Raw genomic sequence first — 22,889 nt, forward strand, 5'->3', positions numbered from 1 at the left:
ACTGTCCGTCAGATACGGCGGAGTGTCAAGGTCACCAAGGTCGTCAAGGTCGTCGATCCGCACGCGAAAACGTCTGCGCGGCGGTGCCGTAGCACCGCCGCGCAGACGTTTTGTCACCCCACAAAGCACCCCACACACGGGAGTTCAGGGGGCTGATGCCGGAGCACCCGCCCCCTCAGATCACCACCACAGCGGGGTGAAGTTGACGGACGTGTTGTCGTTCCCCTGGTTCACGGCCGTGAACGCGGAGCCGTTGACCTGGGCGGTGTTGCTCTGGTTCGAGGCACCGGAGCCGACCGCCTGCTGCTGCGTGGTGGACGAGTTGCCGTTGTTGTCACCGCCGACGCCGCTGCCGACGACGCCCGCCACGGCGTTCGTCACGGACGCGCTCGATCCGTTGTCCGCGATCGCACCGTTGTCCGCCGTCGCGACGCCGGTGAAGAGCGCGGCTGCGAGCGGGAGGGCGGAAACGGCGGCGATGACGCGGGCGGTACGGATGCTTGCCATGTTGTTCCTCCAGAACATGTACGCGCCGGCTGAAGTGCCGGACGTACGCGAAGTACAAGAAGTACGGCTTCTACCAGGGAAGTTGGCCGACCGCCCCGGTGGTGGTGCACGACGTCGCGAGATCAGAGTTGCCCACCGAATCCCCGGCGAACCACCCCGGAAGGCGTTATTCCCCCTCAAGCGTGATGACAAGTCGATAAACCCCTTTCGCTACCTCCAGTCCCAGCTCAAGGCAGCGCCAACATCCCCACCCCAAGCGCCACAAGGGCTGAAGCGTTCCGGCATATTTCCAGCCAATCCGTCCCGCCCGGCGAGTCGCGCTCGCTCCCCCTTCCCTTTTTCGAACATACGTACGAACATGGAGGCATGGCCACCACCGACCGGCAGGCCACGACGCTGGCCCTCGCACACGCCCTGTCAGCCGCCGAACGCGGACTGGCCGTCATCCCCCTGTCCCGGACGAAGCTCCCGGCCCTGCGCTCCCCCCACCGCGACGACCCCTCAACCCCGGTCTGCCACGGCGAGTGCGGCCGCTTCGGACACGGGGTCTACGACGCCGCCACCGACCCGGCCCACATCCGAGAACTGTTCGCCGCGGCGCCCTGGGCGACGGGGTACGGCATCGCGTGCGGCCTCCCGCCGCACCACCTCATCGGCATCGACCTCGACACGAAGTCCGGCACGAACTCCTCAGCCGCCCTGCGCGAGCTCGCCCTGCGCCATCTGTTCACGATCCCCGACACGGTCGTCGTCCTGACGCCCAGCGGCGGCCGCCACCTCTGGCTGAGCGGCCCGCCGGATGTCGTCATCCCCAATTCGGCGGGGAGGTTGGCACCCGGCATCGACATCCGGGGCGCCGGCGGCTACCTCGTCGGCCCCGGCTCCCGCACGGAGCACGGCGAGTACGTCACCGCCCCCGGCACCGCCCACCTCGCCCCCGCGGCCTGCCCGCCCGCACTGCTGCGCCTCCTGCTCCCGCCGCCCCGCACCCACCACCCCACGCCCGCGTCGACCGGCGGGCACGGCCAGGGCCTCGTCCAGTTCGTCCTCGCCGCCCACGAGGGCCAACGCAACACCCGCCTGTTCTGGGCGGCCTGCCGCGCCTACGAGGACGGCATCGGCCCCGCCCTCGTCGACCCCCTGGTCGACGCGGCCCTGAACACGGGCCTCACCGAACGCGAGGCCCGCGCGACGATCGCGTCGGCGGCGCGGATGACGGGGCATCGGCCTTGAAGATCAGGAGGTCGGTGAGGTGCGGCTCGGCAGAAGAAATCGGGGGCGGGAAATTCACAGGAGCACCATGCAGCGCCGCCCTAAAGTGCCGACCATGTCCCTCAGCCGTGTCGTCCTCACGTCCGGCCGCTCGCTCGACCTCTCCGAGCTGCGGTTCTCCTCGACGTACGGCGGGATGCTGGAGGGCTACCCGTGCAAGCCGGTCAACGACATGAAGATCAAGGGCCTGTTGCGGGCGGCCGAGCACGCCTTCCCCACCACTCCGGTGCACCTCGTCCCGCCCCCGCGCGAGCACCCGGACCAGTACACCGGGGCGTTCGGGCCGGTCGAGGTGCTGCCGGCCGTGTCGTGCGTCGGGTCCTTCCGCTCGACGGCCCTGGACCCGAACCATGATCCGATCCTCTCCCGCTCGGCCCTCACCGTGATCTGGTTCCAGCCCACCACCCACGTGCCCTCGGACTGCGACGCCGAGCCCGCGCTCCGGGACATCGCCTGGGAGGAACTGGCCCGGGACTACGAGCTATAGCCCCGGAGATCCGTTCGGGGGGCTTCGGGGGGCTTCGGGGACTTCGGGGACTTCGGGGGACTTCGAGTGACAGAGACCGCTGCTGTGCCAGGGTCGGACGATGACCGTTTCCCGATCAGACCTGCTGCGCCGGCAGTTCGACCTGACCTGGTCCCTGTTCGAATACCACCTCGACCGACTGGAGCCCGAGGACTTCCTGTGGGAACCGGTGCCCCACTGCTGGACGGTCCACCGCACCGCCGACGGCACCTGGGCACCGGACTGGTCGGACACCGAACCCGATCCGGTCCCCGTCCCCACCATCGCCTGGCTGAGCTGGCACATCGGCTGGTGGTGGAGCGTCACCCTCGACCACGTGGAGGGACGACCGCCCCGGGAACGCACCGACGTCACCTGGCCCGGCCCCGGGAAGCCGACCATCGAGTGGCTATGGGGTTTGCGTACGGCCTGGCTACCCGCCGTGAACCGCCTCACCGACACCGACCTGGACGCCACGGCCCGTTTCCCTTCACCGAACGACCCCGCCTACACCGTCGCCGACATGCTCGCCTGGGCGAACGCCGAGCTGATGAAGAACGTTGCGGAGATCGGGCAGGTGCGGATGTTGCGGGCGGCGGGCGGCGGTGCCGGGATCGACTGACAAGTGAATCGGCCGACAAGTGAAGGGATGAAGGGATGCCGCGAAAGTGATGGGGTGCCGGACCAAGTCCGGCACCCCATCACTTCACTTCTCGTCGCGTTCCGCGGAGGCGGTGAGATTCGAACTCACGGTGACATCGCTGCCACGACGGTTTTCAAGACCGTTCCCTTAGGCCGCTCGGGCACGCCTCCCCGCGCTGCCGGTACCGGCAGCGCGGGGACAAGAGTAACGGTTGGCACGCGTGCGTGTCGGTCAGCTGTCGCCCGTGCGGGAGCCCAGGGTGAGTTCGACCGTGTGGGTCTTGCCGTCTCGCTGGTAGGTGATCGTGACCTTGTCGCCGGGCTTGTGGGTCCAGATCTCGCCGATCAGGGTGGGGCCGGAGTCGATCACGTGGTCGTCGAGCTTGGTGATGACATCGCCGGGCTTGAGGCCGGCCTTGTCGGCGGGGCCGCCCGCCTCGACCGCCTCGGAGCCGCTGGCGCCCTGTTCGGTGATCTGGGCGCCGCCCGTGCCGTCCTCCAGGGAGACGGACGCACCGATCTTCGCGTAGACCGGCTTGCCGGTCTTGATCAGCTGCTGGGCGACGTACTTGGCCTGGTTGATCGGGATGGCGAAGCCGAGGCCGATCGAGCCGGACTGGCTGGTGCCGCCCAGGCCGCCGTTGCTGGAGGACTGGATCGCGGAGTTGATGCCGATGACGTTGCCCAGGGCGTCCAGGAGCGGCCCGCCGGAGTTGCCGGGGTTGATCGAGGCGTCGGTCTGGAGGGCGTTCATGTAGGAGGCGTTGTTGCTGGTGCCGTCGCTGGACGCCACCGGGCGGTCCTTGGCGCTGATGATGCCCGTCGTCACCGTGTTGGACAGGCCGAAGGGGGCGCCGATCGCGATCGTCGAGTCGCCGACCGCGATCTTGTCGGAGTCGCCGAGGGGCAGGGGCTTGAGGTCGCTCGGGGCGTTCTTGAGCTTGATGACCGCCACGTCGTAGCCCTGCGCGTGGCCCACGACCTCCGCGTCGTACTTCTTTCCGTTCGGGAAGGTCGCCGTGAGCTTGCCGCCGTCGACCGCGTCCGCCACCACGTGGTTGTTGGTGACGATGTGGCCCTCGGTGTCGAAGACGAAGCCGGTACCGGTGCCGCCCTCGCCGCTGGTGGACTCGGCCTCGATGGTGACCGTGCTCGGCAGCGACTTGGCCGCCACGCCCGCGACCGTGTCCGGGGCGCGTTTGACGGAGCCGGCGCTGTCGGGGGCGGAGACGGTCGTGGAGGAGCTGCTGTCGTTGTCCTTGGCCAGGGTGTAGCCGAGGCCGCCACCCGCGCCACCCGCGACCAGCGCCGCCACCAGGACCGCGGCGACCAGACCACCGCGCCCGCTACGGGGCTTCGGCGCGGGCTGCGGGTAGGAGGCGCCCCACTCGGGTCCCGCGCCGCCGGAGCCGCCGTCGGCGTACGACGCACCGCCGGAGCCGCCGTCCGCGTACGACGGGGTGGCCGGCGGCGGAGGCGGCGGCCAGGCGCCCTGCGGGGCGGAGCCTTCGGGGCCCTGTCCCTGCGGGGCGGAGCCGGAGCCCGCCGTCGCGTAGGCAGGGGAGGGGGCGGGAGCCTGTCCCGCGTGCGCCCGTTCCCGCTCCTGGGCGCCGGGGGTGCCCGACGGCACCGGCGGGATCGGAGTCGTCGGGGCGCCCGGTCCGGGAGCGGGGTGCTCCTGGGGTGCCGACGCAGCGGGAGCATCCACCGGCACGGGGGGTGCGGAGGGGGCCGGGGGTACCGCGGTGCCCTCGTTCTCGGTGCTCACAGCTTGTCTCCTCGGTCCACGGCTGTTGTTGTCGGTCGCACTCGGTCACGTTCTTCGTGTTTGTCGAAGGTCCGGCGCGATGCGATTGTGCAGGTCGTGCGTATCTGTTTGTATGCCGTCAGCTTTTCCCACAGGCCGTCAGAGCACCATAAGCGGTGGCTGTGGGTCTGCGGCCATTCTTTATATAGGGCACTTCAGGCATATGAGGCGCAATTCCAGAGCCTCCGTTCGCCCGCGTACCCGCGGACGGTGGCACCATGACGCGGTGACCCACGCACGGCAGCACCACCCCCAAGTCGTCGCCCACCGCGGAGCCTCCGACGACGCTCCCGAGCACACCCTGGCCGCGTACAAGAAGGCGATCGAAGACGGTGCCGACGCCCTCGAATGCGATGTACGGCTGACCGCGGACGGCCATCTGGTCTGCGTCCACGACCGCCGCGTCAACCGTACGTCCAACGGCCGCGGCGCGGTGTCGGCGCTGGAGCTCGCCGATCTCGCCGCCCTGGATTTCGGCTCCCGGAAGACGCGCGACTCCTGGCGGACCCGGGACGAGGAGCCGGACTGGGAGCATCGGCCCGAGGACCGGGAGGAGACCTCCGTCCTGACCCTGGAGCGGCTGCTGGAGCTCGTCGCCGACGCCGGACGCCGGGTGGAGCTGGCCATCGAGACCAAGCACCCCACGCGCTGGGCGGGGCAGGTCGAGGACCGGCTGCTGCTGCTCCTGAAGCGGTTCGGGCTCGACGATCCGGCCTCGGCCGCCGAGTCCCCGGTGCGCGTGATGAGCTTCTCGGCCCGCTCGCTGCACCGGGTGCGGGCCGCCTCGCCGATGCTGCCGACTGTCTACCTGATGCAGTTCGTCTCGCCCCGGCTGCGCGACGGACGGCTGCCCGCGGGTGTCCGGATCGCCGGCCCCTCGATCCGGATCGTGCGCAATCACCCCGCGTACATCGAGCGTCTGAAGCAGGCCGGCCACCAGGTGCACGTGTGGACCGTGAACGAGCCGGAGGACGTCGACCTCTGCCTCGGCCTGGGCATCGACGCCATCATCACCAACCGCCCGCGCGCGGTACTGGGCCGCCTCGGCCGCTGACCACTAAACGCCTGAAAGGCCTGAAAGGCTTGAAGGCCTGAAAGGCCTGAAGGACCTCAAAGAGCTCAAAGAGCTCAAAGACCCTAAAGGCCCGTAAGGACCTGTCAAGAAGCCTTGACCCGCGTCCCCGTCCGCCTGAAGCATGCTCCGGGATCGGCCGCAGCGTCGAAATCCAGCCGCTCGATTACAGGGAGTGCTCCGGCGCGTTCGGTTCGTATTCGATCGTTGCGAATGCGTCACGGGACAGGGATTGGCCGGTTTCCGGTACAGGCCAATGGGGCATCCACACCGTGGCGTGGGGCAAAGGAGGTCTCGGGGGTGGCGTTTGTGGTGGCACAGGAGGTGCCCACGTCGTCGAGCATGGCCGTACCCCATGGCCCTGCGGGCGTGGGGAAAGCCAGACACCGTATGCGTACTCAGTTGCGCAGGGGTGGCGTGGCGGAATCGGTCATCGACGACGCCGTACTGATTCTTTCCGAACTTTTGAGCAATGCGTGCAAGCACGGCCGGCCACTGGGCGACGCCCTGGCCGGGGACGGCGATGTCCGCGCCGCCTGGCGAGTGGACGCGGGCGGGAGGCTCACGGTCGAGGTGACGGACGGCGGCGGGCCCACCCGCCCGGCTCCGGCCACGCCCTCGGTCACCGCACACGGCGGCCGCGGGCTCAACATCATCACGGCGCTGGCCGACGACTGGGGCGTACGGGACGACGCCCGGGGCGAGGTCACGGTGTGGGTCGTCGTCCACGACGACGTTCACGATCCGGACGCCGGGCACCGTCGCGACGACTTCGCTACGCGCATCACGGCTCGGTCGGTGTCCGCACTGCCCCACCTGGATTTCGCGGACGCCTTCGACGACCTGGACTGAGACGGCTTGGGCTGCGACGGCCCGGACCTGTGACGACCTGGACTGAGACGGCCCGGACCAAGACCACCTGGGCCGGGACGACCTGGGCCGCAGCGACCGGCTCACCAGGCCCGGAGCCGCTGTCCACAGGTCGGCACGTCACCCGACGTTGTCCACAGGCACCCGTCGGTCGAGTCGTGAACGGCTAGGCTCGCGCCCGTACGAGACGAGCCGTAACCGGGAGACACCCACCATGGCCAAGAAGCGACCCCAGACGAAGGCCAAGCGGCCGCAGATCACGGGCGGTGCCCGTGCCGCAGGCGCTGATGGACATGTTCCGGTCGTCGGCGCCCGCGAGCCCTGCCCCTGTGGCAGCGGCCGTCGTTACAAGGCCTGCCACGGCCGGGCCGCCGCACACGCCTCGACCGAGCTGGTGCAGCGTCCCTTCGAAGGGCTGCCCGGCGAGTGCGACTGGGTGGCGCTGCGCGAGCTGGTCCCGGCCGCCACGGTCGCGCTGACGCTGAAGGGCGGCCTCCCCGAGGGCGTGCCGTCGGTCACACTGGCCACCGTCCTGCCGATGGCCTGGCCCGCGCTGCGCCGCGACGACGGCTCGGTGCTGCTCGGCCTCCAGAACGACACGGCGTCGGGCGACATCAGCCGCGATCTCGCCGACACCCTCCAGCGCGCGCTCACCGCGGAGCCGGGCACTCCGGTCCAGAGCCGCCGCGCCCCGGCCGACGGTCCGCGGTTGCAGGAACTGCTCGATTCCGAAGGCGCGTTCGAGCCAGTTGTGCACCCGGGCTTCGAATTCTGGGTTCCGGACGCGGAGAACGCCACACCGGAGGTGACCGCCTCCCTGGAGCGGGCCAACGCCGCCGCCATCCCGACCGTGCGGCTGACGGGCGTGGACGCCGCGTACTGGTGCGAGACCCCGGAGAAGAACCACCTGCGCTGGGTCATGCCGTATCCGGAGGAGCAACTTCTGGACGCCCTCGCGCGGCTGCACGCCGCGGGCCGCTCCAGCCTCGGCGGGGGCACCCGTCTCGTGGGCTCCTTCCGCGCTCACGGGCTCACCGTGCCGGTCTGGGACCTGCCGAGCGGGGTCGGCGCGGACGACGTGGAGAAGCCGGCCGCCGAGTTCGCCGAGCGCCTCGCCGACGCCCTGGCCGCCGACGCACCGCTGACCGCCGACGAGCGTCGCGCGCGCGGCGGCCTGACCAACCGGCAGGTCACGCTCAGTTGACGGAGTCCGTGCGGCTGACTGGTCGGTCAGCCGCATAGGAGATCGCGGAGTTGACGGCTCCGCTTCACAACTCCCGGCCAGGACAAGCCAATCGGTGTCCGAATAGCTCAGCAAGAAGCCGGATCGAATTTGCGAACAGCCGATCTCTTGTTACCGTTCCAGTAGCCCGGTTGCTGGTGCATCCCCCGTCGCCAGCAACCGGGTCTTTCCATGTCCAAGCGCCTTTACGGAACGGCGCCAGGCGTCAACTCCCCGTAGGCGCACCGGAGTTGCTCCCGGATCGCAGCAGCAGCGGCCCGTCCCCGGTCTCGGTCCGCGCCGCGAATTCCGCGACCGCCGTGTATCCGTCCAGGTCGCCCCGCGTGCGTTCCCGGGGCGTTTCGCAACTTCCCGGCTCGTCCTCGGCGCCCACCTCGCAGCGCATCTGTACGGTCCGGCCGCCGGGTCCCATGAGACTCAGTACGGAGTCCAGCGCGCCGCCGGTGGCGTTGCGGTAGTAGGTGCGCGCCCAGGTCGCCTCACCCTGCGTAAGGACACAGGTCTGCGCCTCGACGCCGTCGGGGGAGGTGAGGTCGGGACCGCAGCGGGCCGCGGTGGCCAGCCCCAGGCCGAGCAGCAGCGGGGAGCCGGTGGGCCGGGCGACGGGGACCTTGTGATCGTCGCGCGCGGACAAACGTACGGAATCAGCTGACGGAGACGGACGTACGAGATCGGCGGAAGGACGTACGGGATCATGGCGGGCGCCGCCGCCCTCGACATGGCGGGCGGCGCGGCCCTCGTGATCGCGGGCGGCGCGGGTCTCGTCGCCCACCTGTCCCGCGGACGCCATGGCCAGCGGTAGCACGACCGCGCACACCACGACGCCCACGAGGGCGAGCAGACGAATTCTTCGGGGGTCTGGGGGTCGCCCCCCAGAATGACGCAGCATGTACCGGAATGTAACGAGCGGCGGCGGGCGTCCGGTTCCGCCCGCGCCCGACACCCTTACAACTCGGGTGCGCTCACACCCGTACGAGTGAGGGCCTCGACCACCGCGTCCACCACGGCCTCCACGTCGGGCACCCACGGGGCAGCCGAGCCGGGCAGTGGTGCGCGCTCCCAGCGGATGTCGCCCTGGCCGGTCCCGGAGGGGGGCAGGGCCAGGTAGCCGCCCTCGCCGTGGAAGCGGAGCGAGCCGGGGACGTAGTCCTTGGCGTACAGGAGTTCGCCCAACTGCTCCATGGAGTACGGCTTCACCAGGATCGCCCAGCGGGTGGGCGCGGCCACGACCGGGCCGAGGCGCATGCCCTTGCGGTCGAGTGCGTCGAGGGCCCAGGCGGCCGGCACGGCGGGCAGGCTGACCGCGCAGGGAGCCTTGTCGCCGGTGGCCATGACGATCGGCGCGGCGGGCCGGTTGGTCCACCACCAGCGCACCATGCGCTCGTCGGTGGTGGCCGCGAGGAGGCCGGGGTCGAAGGGGTGGGCACCTGGCACCGTGCACTCGGGGTCGGGGCAGCCGCAGCGGGCCCGCAACTGCGGGTCCGGTGCCACGCCGGGGAGTACGGGCCACTGCCATTCCGTCGCGAAGGCCAGGGCCGCGCTGATCAACTCAGGCCTCCCGTCGTTGCGCTGGGACAGGAGCCTGCGTCGCCTTCCGAGGATCTCGCGCATGAGCGCTCGTTCCTTTCCGTTGCACCGCTGGCAACACCGTGGGCTACATCACACCATGTGTCGATCACTTCACTGTGCGTACCTGTTGGCGCATCACACCCCTGCCGGAGACAAGGGGAACCCCTATGGGTCGAGCGTTGGCTGCTTCCGCGACAGCCTCACCCATACTGCGTCTATCAAAAGCATGAGCGTGGCGCGGGGTGGCGAAGTCTGGCGTTTTGCGGTCCCGCGTATTTCTCTTCGCCTCCGCCACGGGAGGATGGGGCGCGGTCGTCGGTGGTTAAGACGCCCGAGTCCGTCGCCAGGTTCCGGGCGGTTCCCAACCGCCCCTGGCCTTCTCCGAGTACGTACCCATCACGACCACTGTGACGCTCTGTGGAGCAAGCCCAGTCGACCGCAATAAGCGCTTACCTGGGGCAGTTTTAGGCCAACTTCGATTTTTGGCAAGTGCGGCGCCGGTTCCCCACGGACACCAGGAATCCCAGCAGGACAATGCTGGACATCCCCTCACGAGTGCGTGTACATGTGGAGACACTGCTAGCGGCGCAGAATGACATGGGGGTTTGCGATGCTTTTGAGCAATACGCACCGGTCGGAAAGCCGAACGCCATGAACGCCCCGCATCCTTCGAAAGTGGCTGGAATCGATTCAACGCTTCCCTCGCCGGCACACACTGTCGCGCCCGCGCCTGCCGCCTCGGGTACCTCGGCTGTGCTCTCGCCAAACGCGCCGGGCGCCCTGCTCCAGGACCGTCTCGCCGGCTGGGTCTCGGATCTCACCACCCTCCATGAGCTCACCGAACGCCTGGTCCGCACGGACGCGCTGGCCGAGGGCATGGAGGAGCTGCTGCACGCCGGAGCCGCCCTCGTGGGCGCCCGCCGCGGACTCGTCGTGCTGGAACCGGGCGACGGTCTCGGCCCCGACACCACCATCGGCCTGGGCCTCGCCCGCGCCGACCTCGGTCACATCGAAACCGTCCCGCGCAGTTCCCTGTCGTACGGCCGCATCCTCGACGGACTGCCGGGCGGCGACGGCGAGATCGCCGAGCCCGACCTGTTCGCCGAGGAGGGGCTCGACCCCCGGCATCGCGAGGTGGCCGCCCGCCTCGGCTACGCGGCGAGCTACGCGCTCCCGCTGTCCGCGGAAGGCACCACCGCAGGCACTACCGGGCGCACCACGGAAGGCACTACCGGGCGCACCACGGAAGGCACCTCCAGGCTCACCACCGAAGGCGCGGCCGGACGCACCACCGGGTGCGCCATCGACGCCGCCGACCGTCTCGGCGCCGCCGTGTGGCTCTACGACGAGCCCGCCGAGCCGACCGAGCGCCAGCGCCACCTCGTCGGCCTCTACGCCCGCTACGCCGGCGAGCACCTGGCCCGGCTCATCGAGGTCGAGCGCACGCGCGCGTGCCTGGCGACGATCTCCGAGGAACTGCTGCCCTCGCGGCTGCCCCGCGTCTTTGGCGTCCGGCTCGCCGCCCGGCACCGCACCGGTCCACGCGGCGGCGGCGACTGGTACGACGCACTGCCCCTGCCGGACGCGGCGCTCGGCCTCGCGGTGGGTTCGGTGACCGGCTCCGGCCCCAGCGCCATCGCCGCGATGGGGCGGCTGCGGGCCTCCCTGCGGGCGTACGCCGTGATGGAGGGCGAGGACCCGGTCGCCGTCCTGTCCGACCTGGAGCTGCTGCTCAGGCTCACCGAGCCCGCCCGCTCGGCCACCGCCCTGTTCGCCTACTGCGAGCCCGCGCTGCGCAAGATCACCCTCGCCGGTGCCGGGCACAGCCCGCCCCTGCTGATCGGCGAGCGGCGCACGGAGTTCGTGGAGACCTCCGTGTCGGCGCCGCTGGGGATGCTCGCCTGCTGGGAGGCGCCCAGCGTGGAGCTCCTGGCCGAGGCGGGAGACACGGTTCTGCTCTACACCGACGGGCTGCTGCACCGCACCGGCGAGGCGACCGACCGCGCGTTCGCCCGGTTGCACGCGGCGGCGGCCGGCGTGCCGAAGGCGGTCCGCCGCGACCCGGACGCCGTCGTCGACCACGTCCTGCGGACCGTGCTGCCCGACGGGCTGGACGCGGCGGACTCCGCGGAGGACGTCGTGCTTCTCGCGGCTCACTTCGAGTAGCCGCTCACTCGAGTAGCGGCTCACTTCGAGTAGCGGTCGGCGAGGCTGTCGGTAACAGACCTTCCGGCCCTGGGCCCCCTTCCGTACGACCGTACGATGGAGGAGGTCCAGTGCCGTATCGAGGAGGATGACCGTGGCCGACGAGCTCAATCCGGCAGCATCTGATGATGCTGCCACCGCAGCGGGCCCGGAAGCCGAGTCCGAAGCGCCCATCAAGAAGCGGAAGAACGGACTGTACCCGGGCGTGTCCGACGAGCTGGCCGAGAACATGAAGTCCGGCTGGGCCGACACGGAACTGCGCGACCTGGAGCCGATCGAGCAGGCCGCCGAGACCGCCGCCCGCCGGGCCGAGCTCTCCGCGCGCTTCCCCGGCGACCGCCTGGTGATCCCCGCGGGCAACCTGAAGACCCGCTCGAACGACACCGAGTACGCCTTCCGGGCGTCGGTCGAGTACGCGTACCTCACCGGCAACCAGACTGAGGACGGCGTACTCGTCCTGGAGCCCACCGCCGACGGCCACAAGGCGACGATCTACCTCCTGCCGCGCTCCGACCGCGAGAACGGAGAGTTCTGGCTCTCCGGACAGGGCGAGCTGTGGGTCGGCCGCCGGCACTCCCTCACCGAGGCCGAGAAGCTGTACGGCATCCCCGCCTCCGACGTGCGCGAGCTGCCCGGCCAACTGCGCGAGGCCGCCGGACCGGTGCGGGTCGTGCGCGGGTACGACGCCGACGTCGAGGCCGCGCTGACCGACAAGGTCACCGCCGAACGCGACGAGGAACTGCGGGTCTTCCTGTCCGAGGCGCGACTGGTCAAGGACGAGTTCGAGATCGGCGAGCTCCAGAAGGCGGTCGACTCGACCGTGCGCGGCTTCGAGGACGTCGTACGCGTTCTGGACAAGGCCGAGGCCACCTCCGAGCGGTACATCGAGGGCACGTTCTTCCTCCGCGCGCGCGTGGAGGGCAACGACGTCGGCTACGGCACCATCGCCGCCGCCGGACCGCACGCCTGCACCCTGCACTGGGTGCGCAACGACGGGCCGGTGCGGTCCGGTGAGCTGCTGCTGCTCGACGCGGGCGTCGAGACGCACACGTACTACACCGCCGACGTCACGCGCACACTGCCGGTCAACGGCCGCTTCAGCGAGATCCAGAAGCAGATCTACGACGCCGTGTACGAGGCCCAGGAGGCCGGTATCGCGGCGGTGAAGCCGGGCGCGAAGTACCGGGACTTCCATGACGCCGCCCAGCGTGTGCTGGCCGAGAAGCTCGTGGAGTGGGGGCTGGTCGAGGGGCCGGTCGAGCGGGTGCTGGAGCTGGGGTTGCAGCGCCGGTGGACGCTGCACGGCACGGGTCACATGCTGGGCATGGACGTCCATGACTGCGCTGCCGCGCGCGTGGAGTCGTACGTGGATGGGGTTCTCGAGCCCGGCATGGTGCTGACCGTTGAGCCGGGGTTGTACTTCCAGGCCGACGATCTGACGGTGCCGGAGGAGTACCGGGGGATCGGTGTGCGGATCGAGGACGACATTCTGGTGACGGAGGGTGGGAACCGGAATCTGTCCGACGGGTTGCCTCGTCGGTCGGATGAGGTCGAGGTGTGGATGGCGTCTGTGAAGGCCGGCTGATCATTCGTCTGCTGATCATTCGTCTGCGGGTGATCCGTTGCGGGTGATCCGTGGCTGATCGCTCCCACGCGGCGGAGCCGCATATGTCACCGATGTCACCGGGCCGGCGTCGGACACGCGCGCGGTGCGGCGATGGGGATGCCGGCGGCGTGCGCGGTGTTCGCGTCGGCGGCGCCCTACGCGATGGGCCCGGCGACCCGCCGGGCCCATGACCGGGCGGACCTCAGGCAGCCTGCCCTCGTGAACTGACCGGCGCCGGCAGGGAGTCCAGGAAGAGCGCGCCCGCCAGCAGCCCCGCACTCCCCCGCGGGCTCCACGCGCGCGCGTGCAGGTCGGCGTCGAGGGCGTGCAGGGCTTCCCGGCCCGCCTGGACGTGGCGCAGGCCGAAGGGTCCCGCGGTGTGCAGGAGTTCGGTGTCCTGGAGCGTGGACATCACGGTGAGCAGGGCGTTCAGACGGGCCTCGGTCTCCGTGGCGCCGGTCGAGCGAGCGACGGTGAGCGCGTCCAATGCCCGCCATATGTGCGGGAATCCGGCTCGTGCCTCGCCCCGCGCCCCGGTGGCTCCGTAGTTCGCCGAGACCGTCGAGCCGCGCGAGGGGCGCCGCGGGACCCGTCGGTCGGGGTGCGCGGCGATCCGCTTGGCGCTCGCGGCCACCTCCCGGGCTGCGGCGCGCGGATCGAGGGCGGCCGCGGCGACCAGCAGGCCGAGCGCCCACAGTGCGCCCCGATGGCCGCCGCCCGCCAGGGACACCGAGTGCTCGGTGCAGCGGCCGATCGCGCCCAGTTCCGTACGGAGCCCGGGCGTCGGCTCGCCGGTGCGGCGGGCGGCAGCCGCCATCGCCGCCAGGCCGGGCGCGAGCTCCTTGGCCGACCAGCGCAGGGAGCAGTGGTCCACCCGGGTCGTACGGGCGCCGAGGTCGCGCGGGTCGGGCAACCCGGGCTTGGGGGCGAGCGCCAGCTGCCCGGTCAGCGCGTCCACGCGGACTGCGCGAGCGTGTCGTCCTCGCGGCTCCTCATGGTCGTACTTCTGTTGCTGCTCATGGTTGACATCAGCATTGGGAAGTGCTTCTGCGGCTGCTCATGGTCGTGCCTCTCAGGAGGACGCCGAGGCCGACGCTGACGGGCTGTCGCTCGGGGCGCCACTCGAGGGTGTGCCGCCCTCGCCGCCACCTCCGCTGCCCGCGCCGGTGTTCCATCAGAAGCCCGTGCCGAAGCTCTATACCGCCATCAACGGCGCGTCCTTCTTCCACTTGAGGATCTTGTCGAAGCTCACCACCGCGCCGCGCCGGCCGGGCTTGTTGCCGATGTGGACGTGGTCGGCGAGTTCCCGGATGAGGTAGAGGCCGCGGCCGTGCTCGTCCTCGGCGGGCACGGAGCGGAGCGCGGGCCGGGGGCGGCCGGCGGGGAAGCCGGGGCCCGAGTCGGCGACCTCGATGCGGCACTTCTCACCGTCGAGGTAGGCGGTGACGCGGAACGCCTCCGAGTAGCCGCCGTACGCGGTGTCCCCGCCGTGCGCCACGGCGTTGGTGCAGGCCTCGGTGAGGGCGACGGAGAGGTCGTAGGAGACGTCGGGATCGACGCCCGCGGTCTCCATGGTGCCGAGCAGCAGGCGCCGGGCGAGCGGCACGCTGGCGGCTTCGCGCCGCAGATGGAGTGACCACCAGATGCTCATGCTCCAGCCTCCTGGCCGCGGCTCGACATACCGTTACGTATTGCCGCGAGTGCCCCGGCGTAAGCACAGAGTTGACGTGATGCCGCCCATATGGGGGATGTGCCGCGAGCGGCGACCGGTGTATGCGGGACGGCTTGTGACAGAAGGTGATCTTCCGGTCGTACAACCCGTACGTCATCTTGTGGACCTGCCGTATGGCGCCCATAAGGCCAGTGCGATGATGAGCCCGCCATGCCCGCCATGACTGTCCCCCACCCACGCACGGCGCGCTCCGGAGGAGACCTCCGGGTGCTGCGGGCCGCGGTGTTCGCCGCGGTCTGCGTCGTGCTGGCCGCGGCCGGTCACGCGCTCGCCTCCTGCGCCACGGTTCCGCTGTGGACGCTGGGCGCGGGCTTCCTGGGCGTCCTCCTTGTCGTGGCGCCGTTCGCCGGACGCGAACGCTCGCTGCCCGGGATCGCGACGCTGCTCGCGGTCGGACAGTCCGTGCTGCACGTGTTGTTCGGGCTGGGGCAGCACGGTGCGGCGTCGGCGTCCGCGGCCTCATCGGTGACGGCGATGCCGTCGACGTCCGGTGCCTCGTTGCCCGATGCCTCGCTGGTCGAGCAGGCCGCGCGGCTCCTGTGCGGGACCACCGCCGCGGCGATCAGCCCCGCGCAGGCCCACAAGCTCCTCGTCGACGCCCGGATCTACCCGCGCGCGGTGACCGCCACCGGCGCGGACACCGGCGCGACGCACCACCCGGCGGACGCCCTGTCCACCGCCGCGGGTTCCTCCATGTCGCTGCTGCCGTCCCTGCCGATGCTGCTGGGCCACGTCCTCGCGGCGATCGCCGCCGGCTGGCTGATGCGGCGCGGCGACATGGCACTGCTGCGACTCTTCGAAATGTCCGCACCGTCGGCGCACTCGGTCGCCGAAGGGGCGCTCGTACGGTCCCTGCGCGGGGCGCTCGGACTGGTGCGCGCCCTGCGTGCCGGGCTGCCGGGTACGCCCGAGGCCGGTCCGCGGCTGCCGCGTACCGGCCTGCTCACACCGCCGAAGCCACGTACCACCGCACTCCAGCACACGGTGACCAGGCGCGGCCCGCCCGCCGCCGCCCTCGTCCTCGCCGCCTGACACGACGCGACCAGCACTCCACACCCGGGCTCCGGACTTCCCTGAGCCGGACATCCTGAGCCGGACTTCTGTGGAGGGGGCCGCCGTCGTGCGGCACGCGCGCGTGCCCGTGCTCTCCAGTGATCGCTCACGCACGCGCACGCGTACCCCTCCTCATCGGAAACCCATTGAAGTGGAGTGCTTTCCATGAAGGCTTCTCGTCTGGCCGTCGTCGGCGCTATCGCCGCCTCGGCCGTCGTCGTCCTGTCCTCGCCCGCGTTCGCGCACGTCACCGTCCAGCCCGAAGGCACCGCCGCCAAGGGCGGCTACGCGACCGTGAACTTCCAGGTCCCCAACGAGCGCGACAACGCCTCGACCACGAAGCTCGTGATCAACTTCCCGACCGACCACCCGCTGGCCTCCGTGATGCCGGAGCAGGTCGACGGCTGGAAGATCGTCCCCACGAAGACCAAGCTCGACAAGCCGGTCGAGGTACACGGCCGGCAGATCTCCGAGGCCATCACCAAGGTCACCTGGACCGCCGAGGACAAGGGCATCGGCGCCGGCTTCGCCCAGCGGTTCCCGGTCGTCCTCGGCCCGCTGCCCGAGGACGCCGACGAGCTCGTCTTCAAGGCCATCCAGACGTACTCCAACGGCGAGGTCGTGCGCTGGATCGAGGAGCAGCAGGAGGGCCAGGAGGAGCCCGAGGACCCGGCCCCGGTGCTGGAACTGGCCGCTGCCTCCGAGGACGGCCACCACGACTCGTCGGCGACCGAGGAGACCTCCGACAAGGCGGCGGCCGACACCGAGAACGCTTCCGCCGAAACCGCCGCCCCCGCCGACAGCAGTGACACCACCGCCCGCGTCCTCGCCGTGGTCGGCATCGTCGTCGGCGTGCTCGGCGTGGCCTACGGCGTGCTCGCCGGGCGTCGGCGTACCACCGCCTGAGGTCCATTCCTCCGGCTGTGCACCGGGGTTCGCACGACTGTCCGCGCGACCGCCTGTACGACCCCGGTGCACACCGGCACCATCACATCTGGGACATTTTTCTATGCGCAAGAAGACGTTCGCCGCGGCCGCACTGCTCGCCGCTGCCACTCTGACCCTCTCCGCCTGCGGCAGCAGCGACGACAGCGGTTCGCCCGTCTCCGTGGTCTCCGAGGCCGCCGGCTCGGACAAGGCAGCCACGGTCCTCGACCAGCCGTTCGAGAAGCCGGACCTGGTCCTCACCGACACCCAGGGCAAGAAGTACGACCTCCGCAAGGAGACCGCGGGCAAGCCGACGCTGATCTACTTCGGCTACACCCACTGCCCCGACGTCTGCCCCCTGACGATGAACAACATCGCCGTCGCCACGAAGCAGCTGCCCAAGTCCGAACAGGACCAGCTGCGCGTGGTGTTCGTCACCACCGACCCGGGCCGCGACACCCCGTCCGAGCTCGGCAAGTGGCTCAAGGGCATCGACTCCCAGTTCATCGGCCTGACCGGCGACTTCGCCACCATCCAGGCGAGCGCCCGCACCCTGGGCATCTCCATCGAGCCGACGCACAAGGACAAGAACGGCAAGGTCGTCTCCGTACACGGCACCCAGGTCGTCGCGTTCTCCCCGAAGACCGACGCGGGCTACCTCCTCTACGGCGAGGACGCCACGGTCGACGACTACACCAAGGACCTCCCCAAGATCATCAAGGGACAGAAGCCGTGAACCGTCTCACCGTCCCCGTCGCGGTGCTCGCCGGAGCACTGGTCCTGGCCGGGTGCGGCTCGGGGTCCGGCAGCGACAGTGGTGGCGGCCTCTCCGTCACCGGCGCCTACATGCCGCAGCCGATGTCCGCCGACATGGCGGCCGGCTTCCTGACGATCGTCAACGACAGCGGTACGAAGGACGAGCTGACCTCGGTCACGAGCGACGAGGCGGGCTCCGTCACCGTGCACGAGACGGTCGGCGGCGCCATGGAGGAGGTCGCTCGGCTCCCCGTCCCCGCGGACGGTCAACTCGTGTTCAAAAGCGGCGGCAACCACCTGATGTTCGAGAAGCTGAAGCGCAAGCCCGAGCAGGGCCAGACGGTCTCGGTCGAACTGCACTTCGCCAAGTCCGACCCGGTCGTCGTCACGATGCCGGTCAAGTCGGCGACGTACACCCCGAAGACCGGACACTGAGGGAGGACCCCCTTGACGCAGACCATCGCCCCCCGTGTCCGCACGCTGGTGCTGCTGCTCCTGGCCGCCACCGGACTGCTCCTCGCAGCGGCCGGGCCGGCTTCCGCGCACGCCGCGCTGACCGGCAGCGACCCCCAGCAGGGGGGAGTGGTCGAACAGGCACCCACTCGGATATCGCTGACCTTCTCCGAGCAGGTCGCCATGTCCGCCGACTCGCTACGCGTGCTCGACCCCAGCGGCAAGCCCGTCCAGAGCGGCAAACCGTCCAACGTGAGCGGCACGACGTACGCCGTGCGACTGCACAGCGGCCTGCCCGACGGCACGTACACCGTCACCTACCAGGTCGTGTCCGCCGACAGCCACCCCGTGTCCGGCGCCTACACCTTCTCCATCGGCGCCCCCTCGAAGTCCAGCGTCTCGGTGTCCGCCGAGACGGCGGGCGGCGGAGTCGTCGGCTGGCTGTACGGGTTCGGGCGGTACATGTCGTACGCCGGCTTCGTGGTCCTGGTCGGCGGCGCCGCCTTCGTCCTGGCCTGCTGGCAGCGCGGCTCCGGAGTGCGGGCCATGCAGCGGCTCGTCGTCTCCGGATGGCTCACGCTCACCGCGTCGACGCTCCTGCTGCTGCTTCTGCGCGGCTCCTACACCAGCTCCGGGAAGGTGGGCGACGTCTTCGATCTGAGCCTGCTCGGACAGGTGCTCCAGACGAAGACGGGCGCGGCACTGGTCTCCCGGCTGCTGCTGCTCGCCGCGGCGGCGCTGTTCATCGCGGTGCTCTTCGGGGCCTACGACAAACGCGAGGACGAGGAGAAGCGGGACCTGAGCTTCGGGCTCGCGATCGGCGGGACCGTCGTGGCCGCCGGGCTCGCCGCGAGCTGGGCGATGTCCGAGCATGCCTCGGTCGGGCTCCAGGCGGGCATCGCGATGCCGGTCGACGTCGTGCACCTGCTGGCCGTCGCGACCTGGCTCGGCGGGCTCACCGCCCTGCTCGTCGCGCTGTACAAGGCGCCCGCCGACACACCCGTCGACACGGTCGCCGTACGCCGGTTCTCGACCCTCGCCTTCGGCAGCGTCGTCGCACTGGTCGCGACCGGGACCTACCAGTCGTGGCGCCAGCTCGGCTCCTGGTCGGCGTTCACCGACACGCGGTACGGACAGCTGCTGCTCGTCAAGATCGGGCTCGTGGCGCTGCTGGTCGGCCTCGCGTGGATCTCACGGCGGTGGACGGCACAGCTGGCGGATGCGGTGCCGGTCGTGGCGCGTCAGCGGGAGAAGGAGCGTCAGGGGGAGAAGGGGCTTCAGCGGGAGAAGGAGCTTCAGCGGGAAAAGGAGCAGGTCGGGGCCGGTACCGGGAGCTCCAAAGACGCTGGTGGCTCCAAGGGTGCCGGCTCAGGTGAGTCCAAGGGCACCGGCGGCTCCAAGCGGGCCGCTCAGCTCGCCCGGCAGCAGGCCGCGATGGACACGGCGCGGCAGAAGCGGGCACGGGACGCCGACCCGCACCGGTTCGGGCTGCGCCGCTCGGTGCTCGCCGAGGCCGGTGTAGCCGTCGTCGTGCTCGCCGTCACCACCGTGCTGACGCAGACCGAGCCGGGGCGCACGGAGCTGGAGGCCAAGGCGGCCACGTCGTCCTCCTCCTCGTCCTCCGCGTCGACCCCGTCGGGCGGAGCGCTGACCCTGGACATGTCGTTCGACACGGGCGGCGCGGACGGCAAGGGCGTCGTGACGGTCGACCTCGACCCCGCGCGCGTGGGCGGCAATGAGATGCACGTCTACGTACAGCGGCCCAACGGTCGTGCCTTCGACATCCCCGAGGTGAAGGTCGCCTTCACCCTCAAGGCCAAGGACATCGGGCCGCTGCCCGTCGTCCCCGACCACATCACCACCGGTCACTGGTCGGCGAACGGAGTGCAGATCCCCATGGCGGGCGACTGGCAGGTCGAGGTGACCGTTCGGACCTCCGACATCGACCAGACAACCGTGTCCAAGAACGCGCAGATCGGCTGACCCATCACCATGCCTGACCAGTCCATCCCGGAGGCCCGTACCCCCGCGCTCGATGAGAGTGCCTCCGAAACGGCCCCCACTGTGGAGGGCCTCACGCGGCGGAAGCTGCTCGGAACCGCCGGCGCCACCGGGCTCGTGCTCGGTGCGGCCGGCGGGGCCGTGGGGTACGCCGCCCAGCCCGCCGCCGCCACACCGCTCACTTCCTTGGGCGCCGGCCAGGTGATGTTTCACGGGAAACATCAGCCCGGCATCACCGAGGGCCTCCAGGCCCGCGGCCACCTCGTCGCCTTCGACCTGACGGCGGGCGCGGGCCGCAAGGAGGCGGCCACGCTGCTGCGCCGCTGGTCGGAGACGGCCCGGCGGCTGATGGCGGGCGAGGCCACGGCGCACGACGACACGGATGTCGCCCGGGACGCGGGGCCGTCCTCACTGACGATCACCTTCGGCTTCGGCCACAGCTTCTTCGGCAGGACCGGCCTGGAGAAGCAGCGACCGGCCTCCCTGGACCCGCTGCCCGCCTTCTCCTCCGACCACCTCGACACGAAGCGCAGCGACGGCGACCTGTGGGTTCAGATCGGCGCCAACGACGCCCTCGTCGCCTTTCATGCCTTGCGCGCGATCCAGAAGGACACGGGCAGCGCGGCCCGGGTCCGCTGGCAGATGAACGGCTTCAACCGCTCGCCGGGCGCCACCGCCCACCCCATGACGGCCCGCAATCTGATGGGCCAGATCGACGGCACCCGCAATCCGAAGCCGACCGACTCCGACTTCGACCAGCGGATCTTCGTGGCCGGCTCCGACGAGGCCGGCTCCAACGATCCGGCCACGAACGACCCGGCCTGGATGGCGAACGGTTCCTACGCCGTCGTACGCCGTATCCGCATGCTCCTCGACGACTGGGAGCAGCTCTCGCTCACCGCCCAGGAGAACGTCATCGGGCGCCACAAGTCCGACGGGGCGGCGCTGTCCGGGGGCACCGAGACGACCGCGATGGACCTGGAGAAGACGGACTCCAAGGGCAATCTGGTGGTCCCCATCAACGCGCACGCCCGCATCACCCGCCCCGACCAGAACGGCGGCGCCGCCCTGCTCCGCCGCCCGTTCTCCTACCACGACGGCTTCGACGCGGACGGCGTGCCCGACGCGGGCCTGCTGTTCATCTGCTGGCAGGCCGACCCGCTGAGGGGCTTCGTCCCGGTACAGCGCAAGCTCGACCGGGGCGACGCCCTGTCCCAGTTCATCCGCCACGAGGCAAGCGGTCTGTTCGCGGTGCCGGGCGGGGCGGCGGAGGGGGAGTACGTGGGGCAGCGGTTGCTGGAGGGGTGACGCCGGCGCTCTGTGGGGTGGCTGTCATGAGATGCATGCGCTGGGTTTGGCAAGGCCCATTAGGGTGAGGTCATGCCAGCGAGCTATGCGTATCTCGGTCCCGAAGGCACCTTCACCGAAGTCGCCCTGCGCACACTTCCCGAGTCGGCGACGCGGGAGCTGCTCCCCTACGTGTCCGTGCAGTCCGCGCTCGACGCGGTGCGCGGCGGCGAGGCCGAGGCCGCGTTCGTGCCGATCGAGAACTCCGTCGAGGGCGGCATCACGACCACCCTCGACGAACTGGTCGCGGGCAAACCCCTGATGATCTACCGCGAGGTGCTGTTGTCGATCACCTTCGCGCTGCTGGTCAGACCGGGCACGAAGCTCTCCGACATCAAGACGGTCACCGCCCATCCGGCCGCCCAGCCGCAGGTGCGCAACTGGCTGAAGGCGAACCTCCCGGACGCGCTCTGGGAATCGGCCGCCTCGAACGCGGACGGCGCCCGACTGGTCCAGGAGGGCCGCTACGACGCCGCCTTCGCGGGTGAGTTCGCGGCCGCCCGGTACGGCTTGGAGGCCCTGGAGACCGGCATCCACGACGCGGAGAACGCCCAGACGCGGTTCGTACTGGTCGGCCGGCCCGCCCGGCCCGCCGCGCCGACCGGTGCGGACAAGACGTCCATCGTGCTGTGGCAGCGCGACGACCACCCCGGCGGGCTGCGCGACCTGCTCGGTGAGTTCGCCACGCGAGGCATCAACCTGATGCTGTTGCAGTCCCGGCCCACTGGCGAGGGCATCGGCAACTACTGCTTCTGCGTCGACGCCGAGGGGCACATCTCCGACCGCCGGGTCGCCGATGCGCTGATGGGCCTCAAGCGGATCTGCCTCCAGGTGCGCTTCCTCGGCTCGTACCCCCGTGCGGACGTGGGGGTGGAGGGCGTGCGCACCCTGCTGCGGGGGACCTCGGACGAGGAGTTCGTATCGGCGGCGGACTGGGTGGCGCAATGCCAGGACGGACGTTTCTAGAACGTTTCCGACCGCTCCTACCTGCATATTTTAGTTATCCACAGAAGTTATCCACAGGCTTGCTTCTCGACCTGGGGACAAGTCGACAAGGAAGCGTCACCCAGTCGACAAATCGGCCTGTGGGCCACGAACTCGTCCACAAGCCCGTAGGTCACCCTTCGTCCACTCGTTTCCTTCGGTCAATCCTTTGGAGCGACGCATTTCCACCCGAAAGTGGGCGTGAGGCTCGTTTAGGACGGGAATTCTTCGCCCGGCACGCTCCTTCCGGAATGATCATTTCCGATATCCACAGATCTTCCGCACAGCCTGTGGATAACTCTTCGGAGGGTGTGGATGCCTGTGGACAACGCAAGCTC

At 70.4% G+C, this 22,889-nt stretch carries 20 protein-coding genes, 1 tRNA gene and 1 pseudogene; 15 read left to right on the forward strand and 7 right to left on the reverse strand.

Annotated features, from left to right (window positions below; genetic code table 11):
- Positions 1–180: 180 nt before the first annotated feature.
- The gene (locus AB0I77_RS24415; RefSeq protein ID WP_363284786.1) at positions 181–507 is read right to left on the reverse strand and encodes a hypothetical protein; all 327 of its coding nucleotides are present in this window, start codon (positions 505–507) and stop codon (positions 181–183) included.
- 366 nt (positions 508–873) lie between these two features.
- Here AB0I77_RS24415 and AB0I77_RS24420 point away from each other — a divergent pair, with 366 nt between their 5' ends.
- The 3 genes from AB0I77_RS24420 to AB0I77_RS24430 all read left to right on the forward strand — a co-directional run bounded on the left by AB0I77_RS24420 (position 874) and on the right by AB0I77_RS24430 (position 2,906).
- Positions 874–1,740, forward strand: coding sequence for a bifunctional DNA primase/polymerase (locus tag AB0I77_RS24420; protein WP_363284787.1), 867 nt, complete (start codon positions 874–876; stop codon positions 1,738–1,740).
- Positions 1,741–1,834: 94 nt separating this feature from the next.
- Complete coding sequence (locus AB0I77_RS24425) at positions 1,835–2,266, forward strand: hypothetical protein (protein WP_363284788.1); 432 nt, start codon at positions 1,835–1,837, stop codon at positions 2,264–2,266.
- A 100-nt stretch (positions 2,267–2,366) separates the two neighbouring features.
- Complete coding sequence (locus AB0I77_RS24430) at positions 2,367–2,906, forward strand: DinB family protein (RefSeq protein ID WP_363284789.1); 540 nt, start codon at positions 2,367–2,369, stop codon at positions 2,904–2,906.
- Between the two features lie 104 nt (positions 2,907–3,010).
- On the opposite strand, the gene AB0I77_RS24435 is transcribed toward AB0I77_RS24430, so the two are convergent.
- Positions 3,011–3,097 (reverse strand) — tRNA-Ser (locus AB0I77_RS24435).
- Between the two features lie 61 nt (positions 3,098–3,158).
- Positions 3,159–4,694 (reverse strand): trypsin-like peptidase domain-containing protein, encoded by a 1,536-nt coding sequence (locus AB0I77_RS24440; RefSeq protein WP_363284790.1) that lies wholly within the window; start codon positions 4,692–4,694, stop codon positions 3,159–3,161.
- Between the two features lie 265 nt (positions 4,695–4,959).
- On the opposite strand from AB0I77_RS24440, the gene AB0I77_RS24445 reads away from it, so the two are divergent.
- From AB0I77_RS24445 to AB0I77_RS24455, 3 genes are all read left to right on the forward strand, one after another.
- Positions 4,960–5,787, forward strand: a complete 828-nt coding sequence (locus AB0I77_RS24445) for a glycerophosphodiester phosphodiesterase (protein WP_363284791.1) — start codon at positions 4,960–4,962, stop codon at positions 5,785–5,787.
- A gap of 231 nt (positions 5,788–6,018) precedes the next feature.
- Positions 6,019–6,657 carry an ATP-binding protein gene (locus AB0I77_RS24450; protein ID WP_363284792.1) on the forward strand — a complete coding sequence of 213 codons (639 nt, stop codon included), beginning with the start codon at positions 6,019–6,021 and terminating at the stop codon, positions 6,655–6,657.
- Between the two features lie 232 nt (positions 6,658–6,889).
- Positions 6,890–7,879, forward strand: a complete 990-nt coding sequence (locus tag AB0I77_RS24455; protein ID WP_363284793.1) for a DUF5926 family protein — start codon at positions 6,890–6,892, stop codon at positions 7,877–7,879.
- Positions 7,880–8,123: 244 nt separating this feature from the next.
- On the opposite strand, the gene AB0I77_RS24460 is transcribed toward AB0I77_RS24455, so the two are convergent.
- Positions 8,124–8,807, reverse strand: coding sequence for a hypothetical protein (locus AB0I77_RS24460; protein WP_363284794.1), 684 nt, complete (start codon positions 8,805–8,807; stop codon positions 8,124–8,126).
- A gap of 56 nt (positions 8,808–8,863) precedes the next feature.
- Positions 8,864–9,529, reverse strand: a complete 666-nt coding sequence (locus AB0I77_RS24465) for a bifunctional DNA primase/polymerase (protein WP_363284795.1) — start codon at positions 9,527–9,529, stop codon at positions 8,864–8,866.
- 492 nt (positions 9,530–10,021) lie between these two features.
- Here AB0I77_RS24465 and AB0I77_RS24470 point away from each other — a divergent pair, with 492 nt between their 5' ends.
- The gene (locus AB0I77_RS24470) at positions 10,022–11,653 is read left to right on the forward strand and encodes a PP2C family protein-serine/threonine phosphatase (RefSeq protein ID WP_363284796.1); all 1,632 of its coding nucleotides are present in this window, start codon (positions 10,022–10,024) and stop codon (positions 11,651–11,653) included.
- 127 nt (positions 11,654–11,780) lie between these two features.
- Positions 11,781–13,277: an aminopeptidase P family protein gene (locus AB0I77_RS24475; RefSeq protein WP_363284797.1), complete on the forward strand. Its 1,497-nt coding sequence runs from the start codon at positions 11,781–11,783 to the stop codon at positions 13,275–13,277.
- 223 nt (positions 13,278–13,500) lie between these two features.
- Here AB0I77_RS24475 and AB0I77_RS24480 read toward each other — a convergent pair.
- Positions 13,501–14,294: pseudogene (locus tag AB0I77_RS24480) on the reverse strand (triphosphoribosyl-dephospho-CoA synthase).
- A gap of 199 nt (positions 14,295–14,493) precedes the next feature.
- Positions 14,494–14,949: an ATP-binding protein gene (locus AB0I77_RS24485; protein WP_363284798.1), complete on the reverse strand. Its 456-nt coding sequence runs from the start codon at positions 14,947–14,949 to the stop codon at positions 14,494–14,496.
- Positions 14,950–15,189: 240 nt separating this feature from the next.
- Between AB0I77_RS24485 and AB0I77_RS24490 the strand changes: the two genes are divergently transcribed.
- From AB0I77_RS24490 to pheA, 7 genes are all read left to right on the forward strand, one after another.
- The gene (locus AB0I77_RS24490) at positions 15,190–16,062 is read left to right on the forward strand and encodes a hypothetical protein (RefSeq protein ID WP_363284951.1); all 873 of its coding nucleotides are present in this window, start codon (positions 15,190–15,192) and stop codon (positions 16,060–16,062) included.
- A 186-nt stretch (positions 16,063–16,248) separates the two neighbouring features.
- Positions 16,249–16,989 (forward strand): YcnI family protein, encoded by a 741-nt coding sequence (locus tag AB0I77_RS24495; RefSeq protein ID WP_363284799.1) that lies wholly within the window; start codon positions 16,249–16,251, stop codon positions 16,987–16,989.
- Between the two features lie 103 nt (positions 16,990–17,092).
- Entirely contained in the window at positions 17,093–17,746 is a 654-nt protein-coding gene (locus tag AB0I77_RS24500; protein ID WP_363284800.1) for an SCO family protein, read from the forward strand.
- Positions 17,743–18,201 carry a copper chaperone PCu(A)C gene (locus AB0I77_RS24505; protein WP_363284801.1) on the forward strand — a complete coding sequence of 153 codons (459 nt, stop codon included), beginning with the start codon at positions 17,743–17,745 and terminating at the stop codon, positions 18,199–18,201. The genes AB0I77_RS24500 and AB0I77_RS24505 overlap by 4 nt, the downstream gene beginning before the upstream one ends.
- A 12-nt stretch (positions 18,202–18,213) precedes the next feature.
- Positions 18,214–20,202 (forward strand): copper resistance protein CopC, encoded by a 1,989-nt coding sequence (locus tag AB0I77_RS24510; RefSeq protein WP_363284802.1) that lies wholly within the window; start codon positions 18,214–18,216, stop codon positions 20,200–20,202.
- 9 nt (positions 20,203–20,211) lie between these two features.
- Entirely contained in the window at positions 20,212–21,528 is a 1,317-nt protein-coding gene (efeB, locus tag AB0I77_RS24515; RefSeq protein ID WP_363284803.1) for an iron uptake transporter deferrochelatase/peroxidase subunit, read from the forward strand.
- A gap of 72 nt (positions 21,529–21,600) precedes the next feature.
- The gene (gene pheA / locus AB0I77_RS24520; protein WP_363284804.1) at positions 21,601–22,533 is read left to right on the forward strand and encodes a prephenate dehydratase; all 933 of its coding nucleotides are present in this window, start codon (positions 21,601–21,603) and stop codon (positions 22,531–22,533) included.
- Positions 22,534–22,889 lie beyond the last annotated feature (356 nt).

The organism is Streptomyces sp. NPDC050619, assembly GCF_040654815.1.
Lineage (GTDB): Bacteria > Actinomycetota > Actinomycetes > Streptomycetales > Streptomycetaceae > Streptomyces.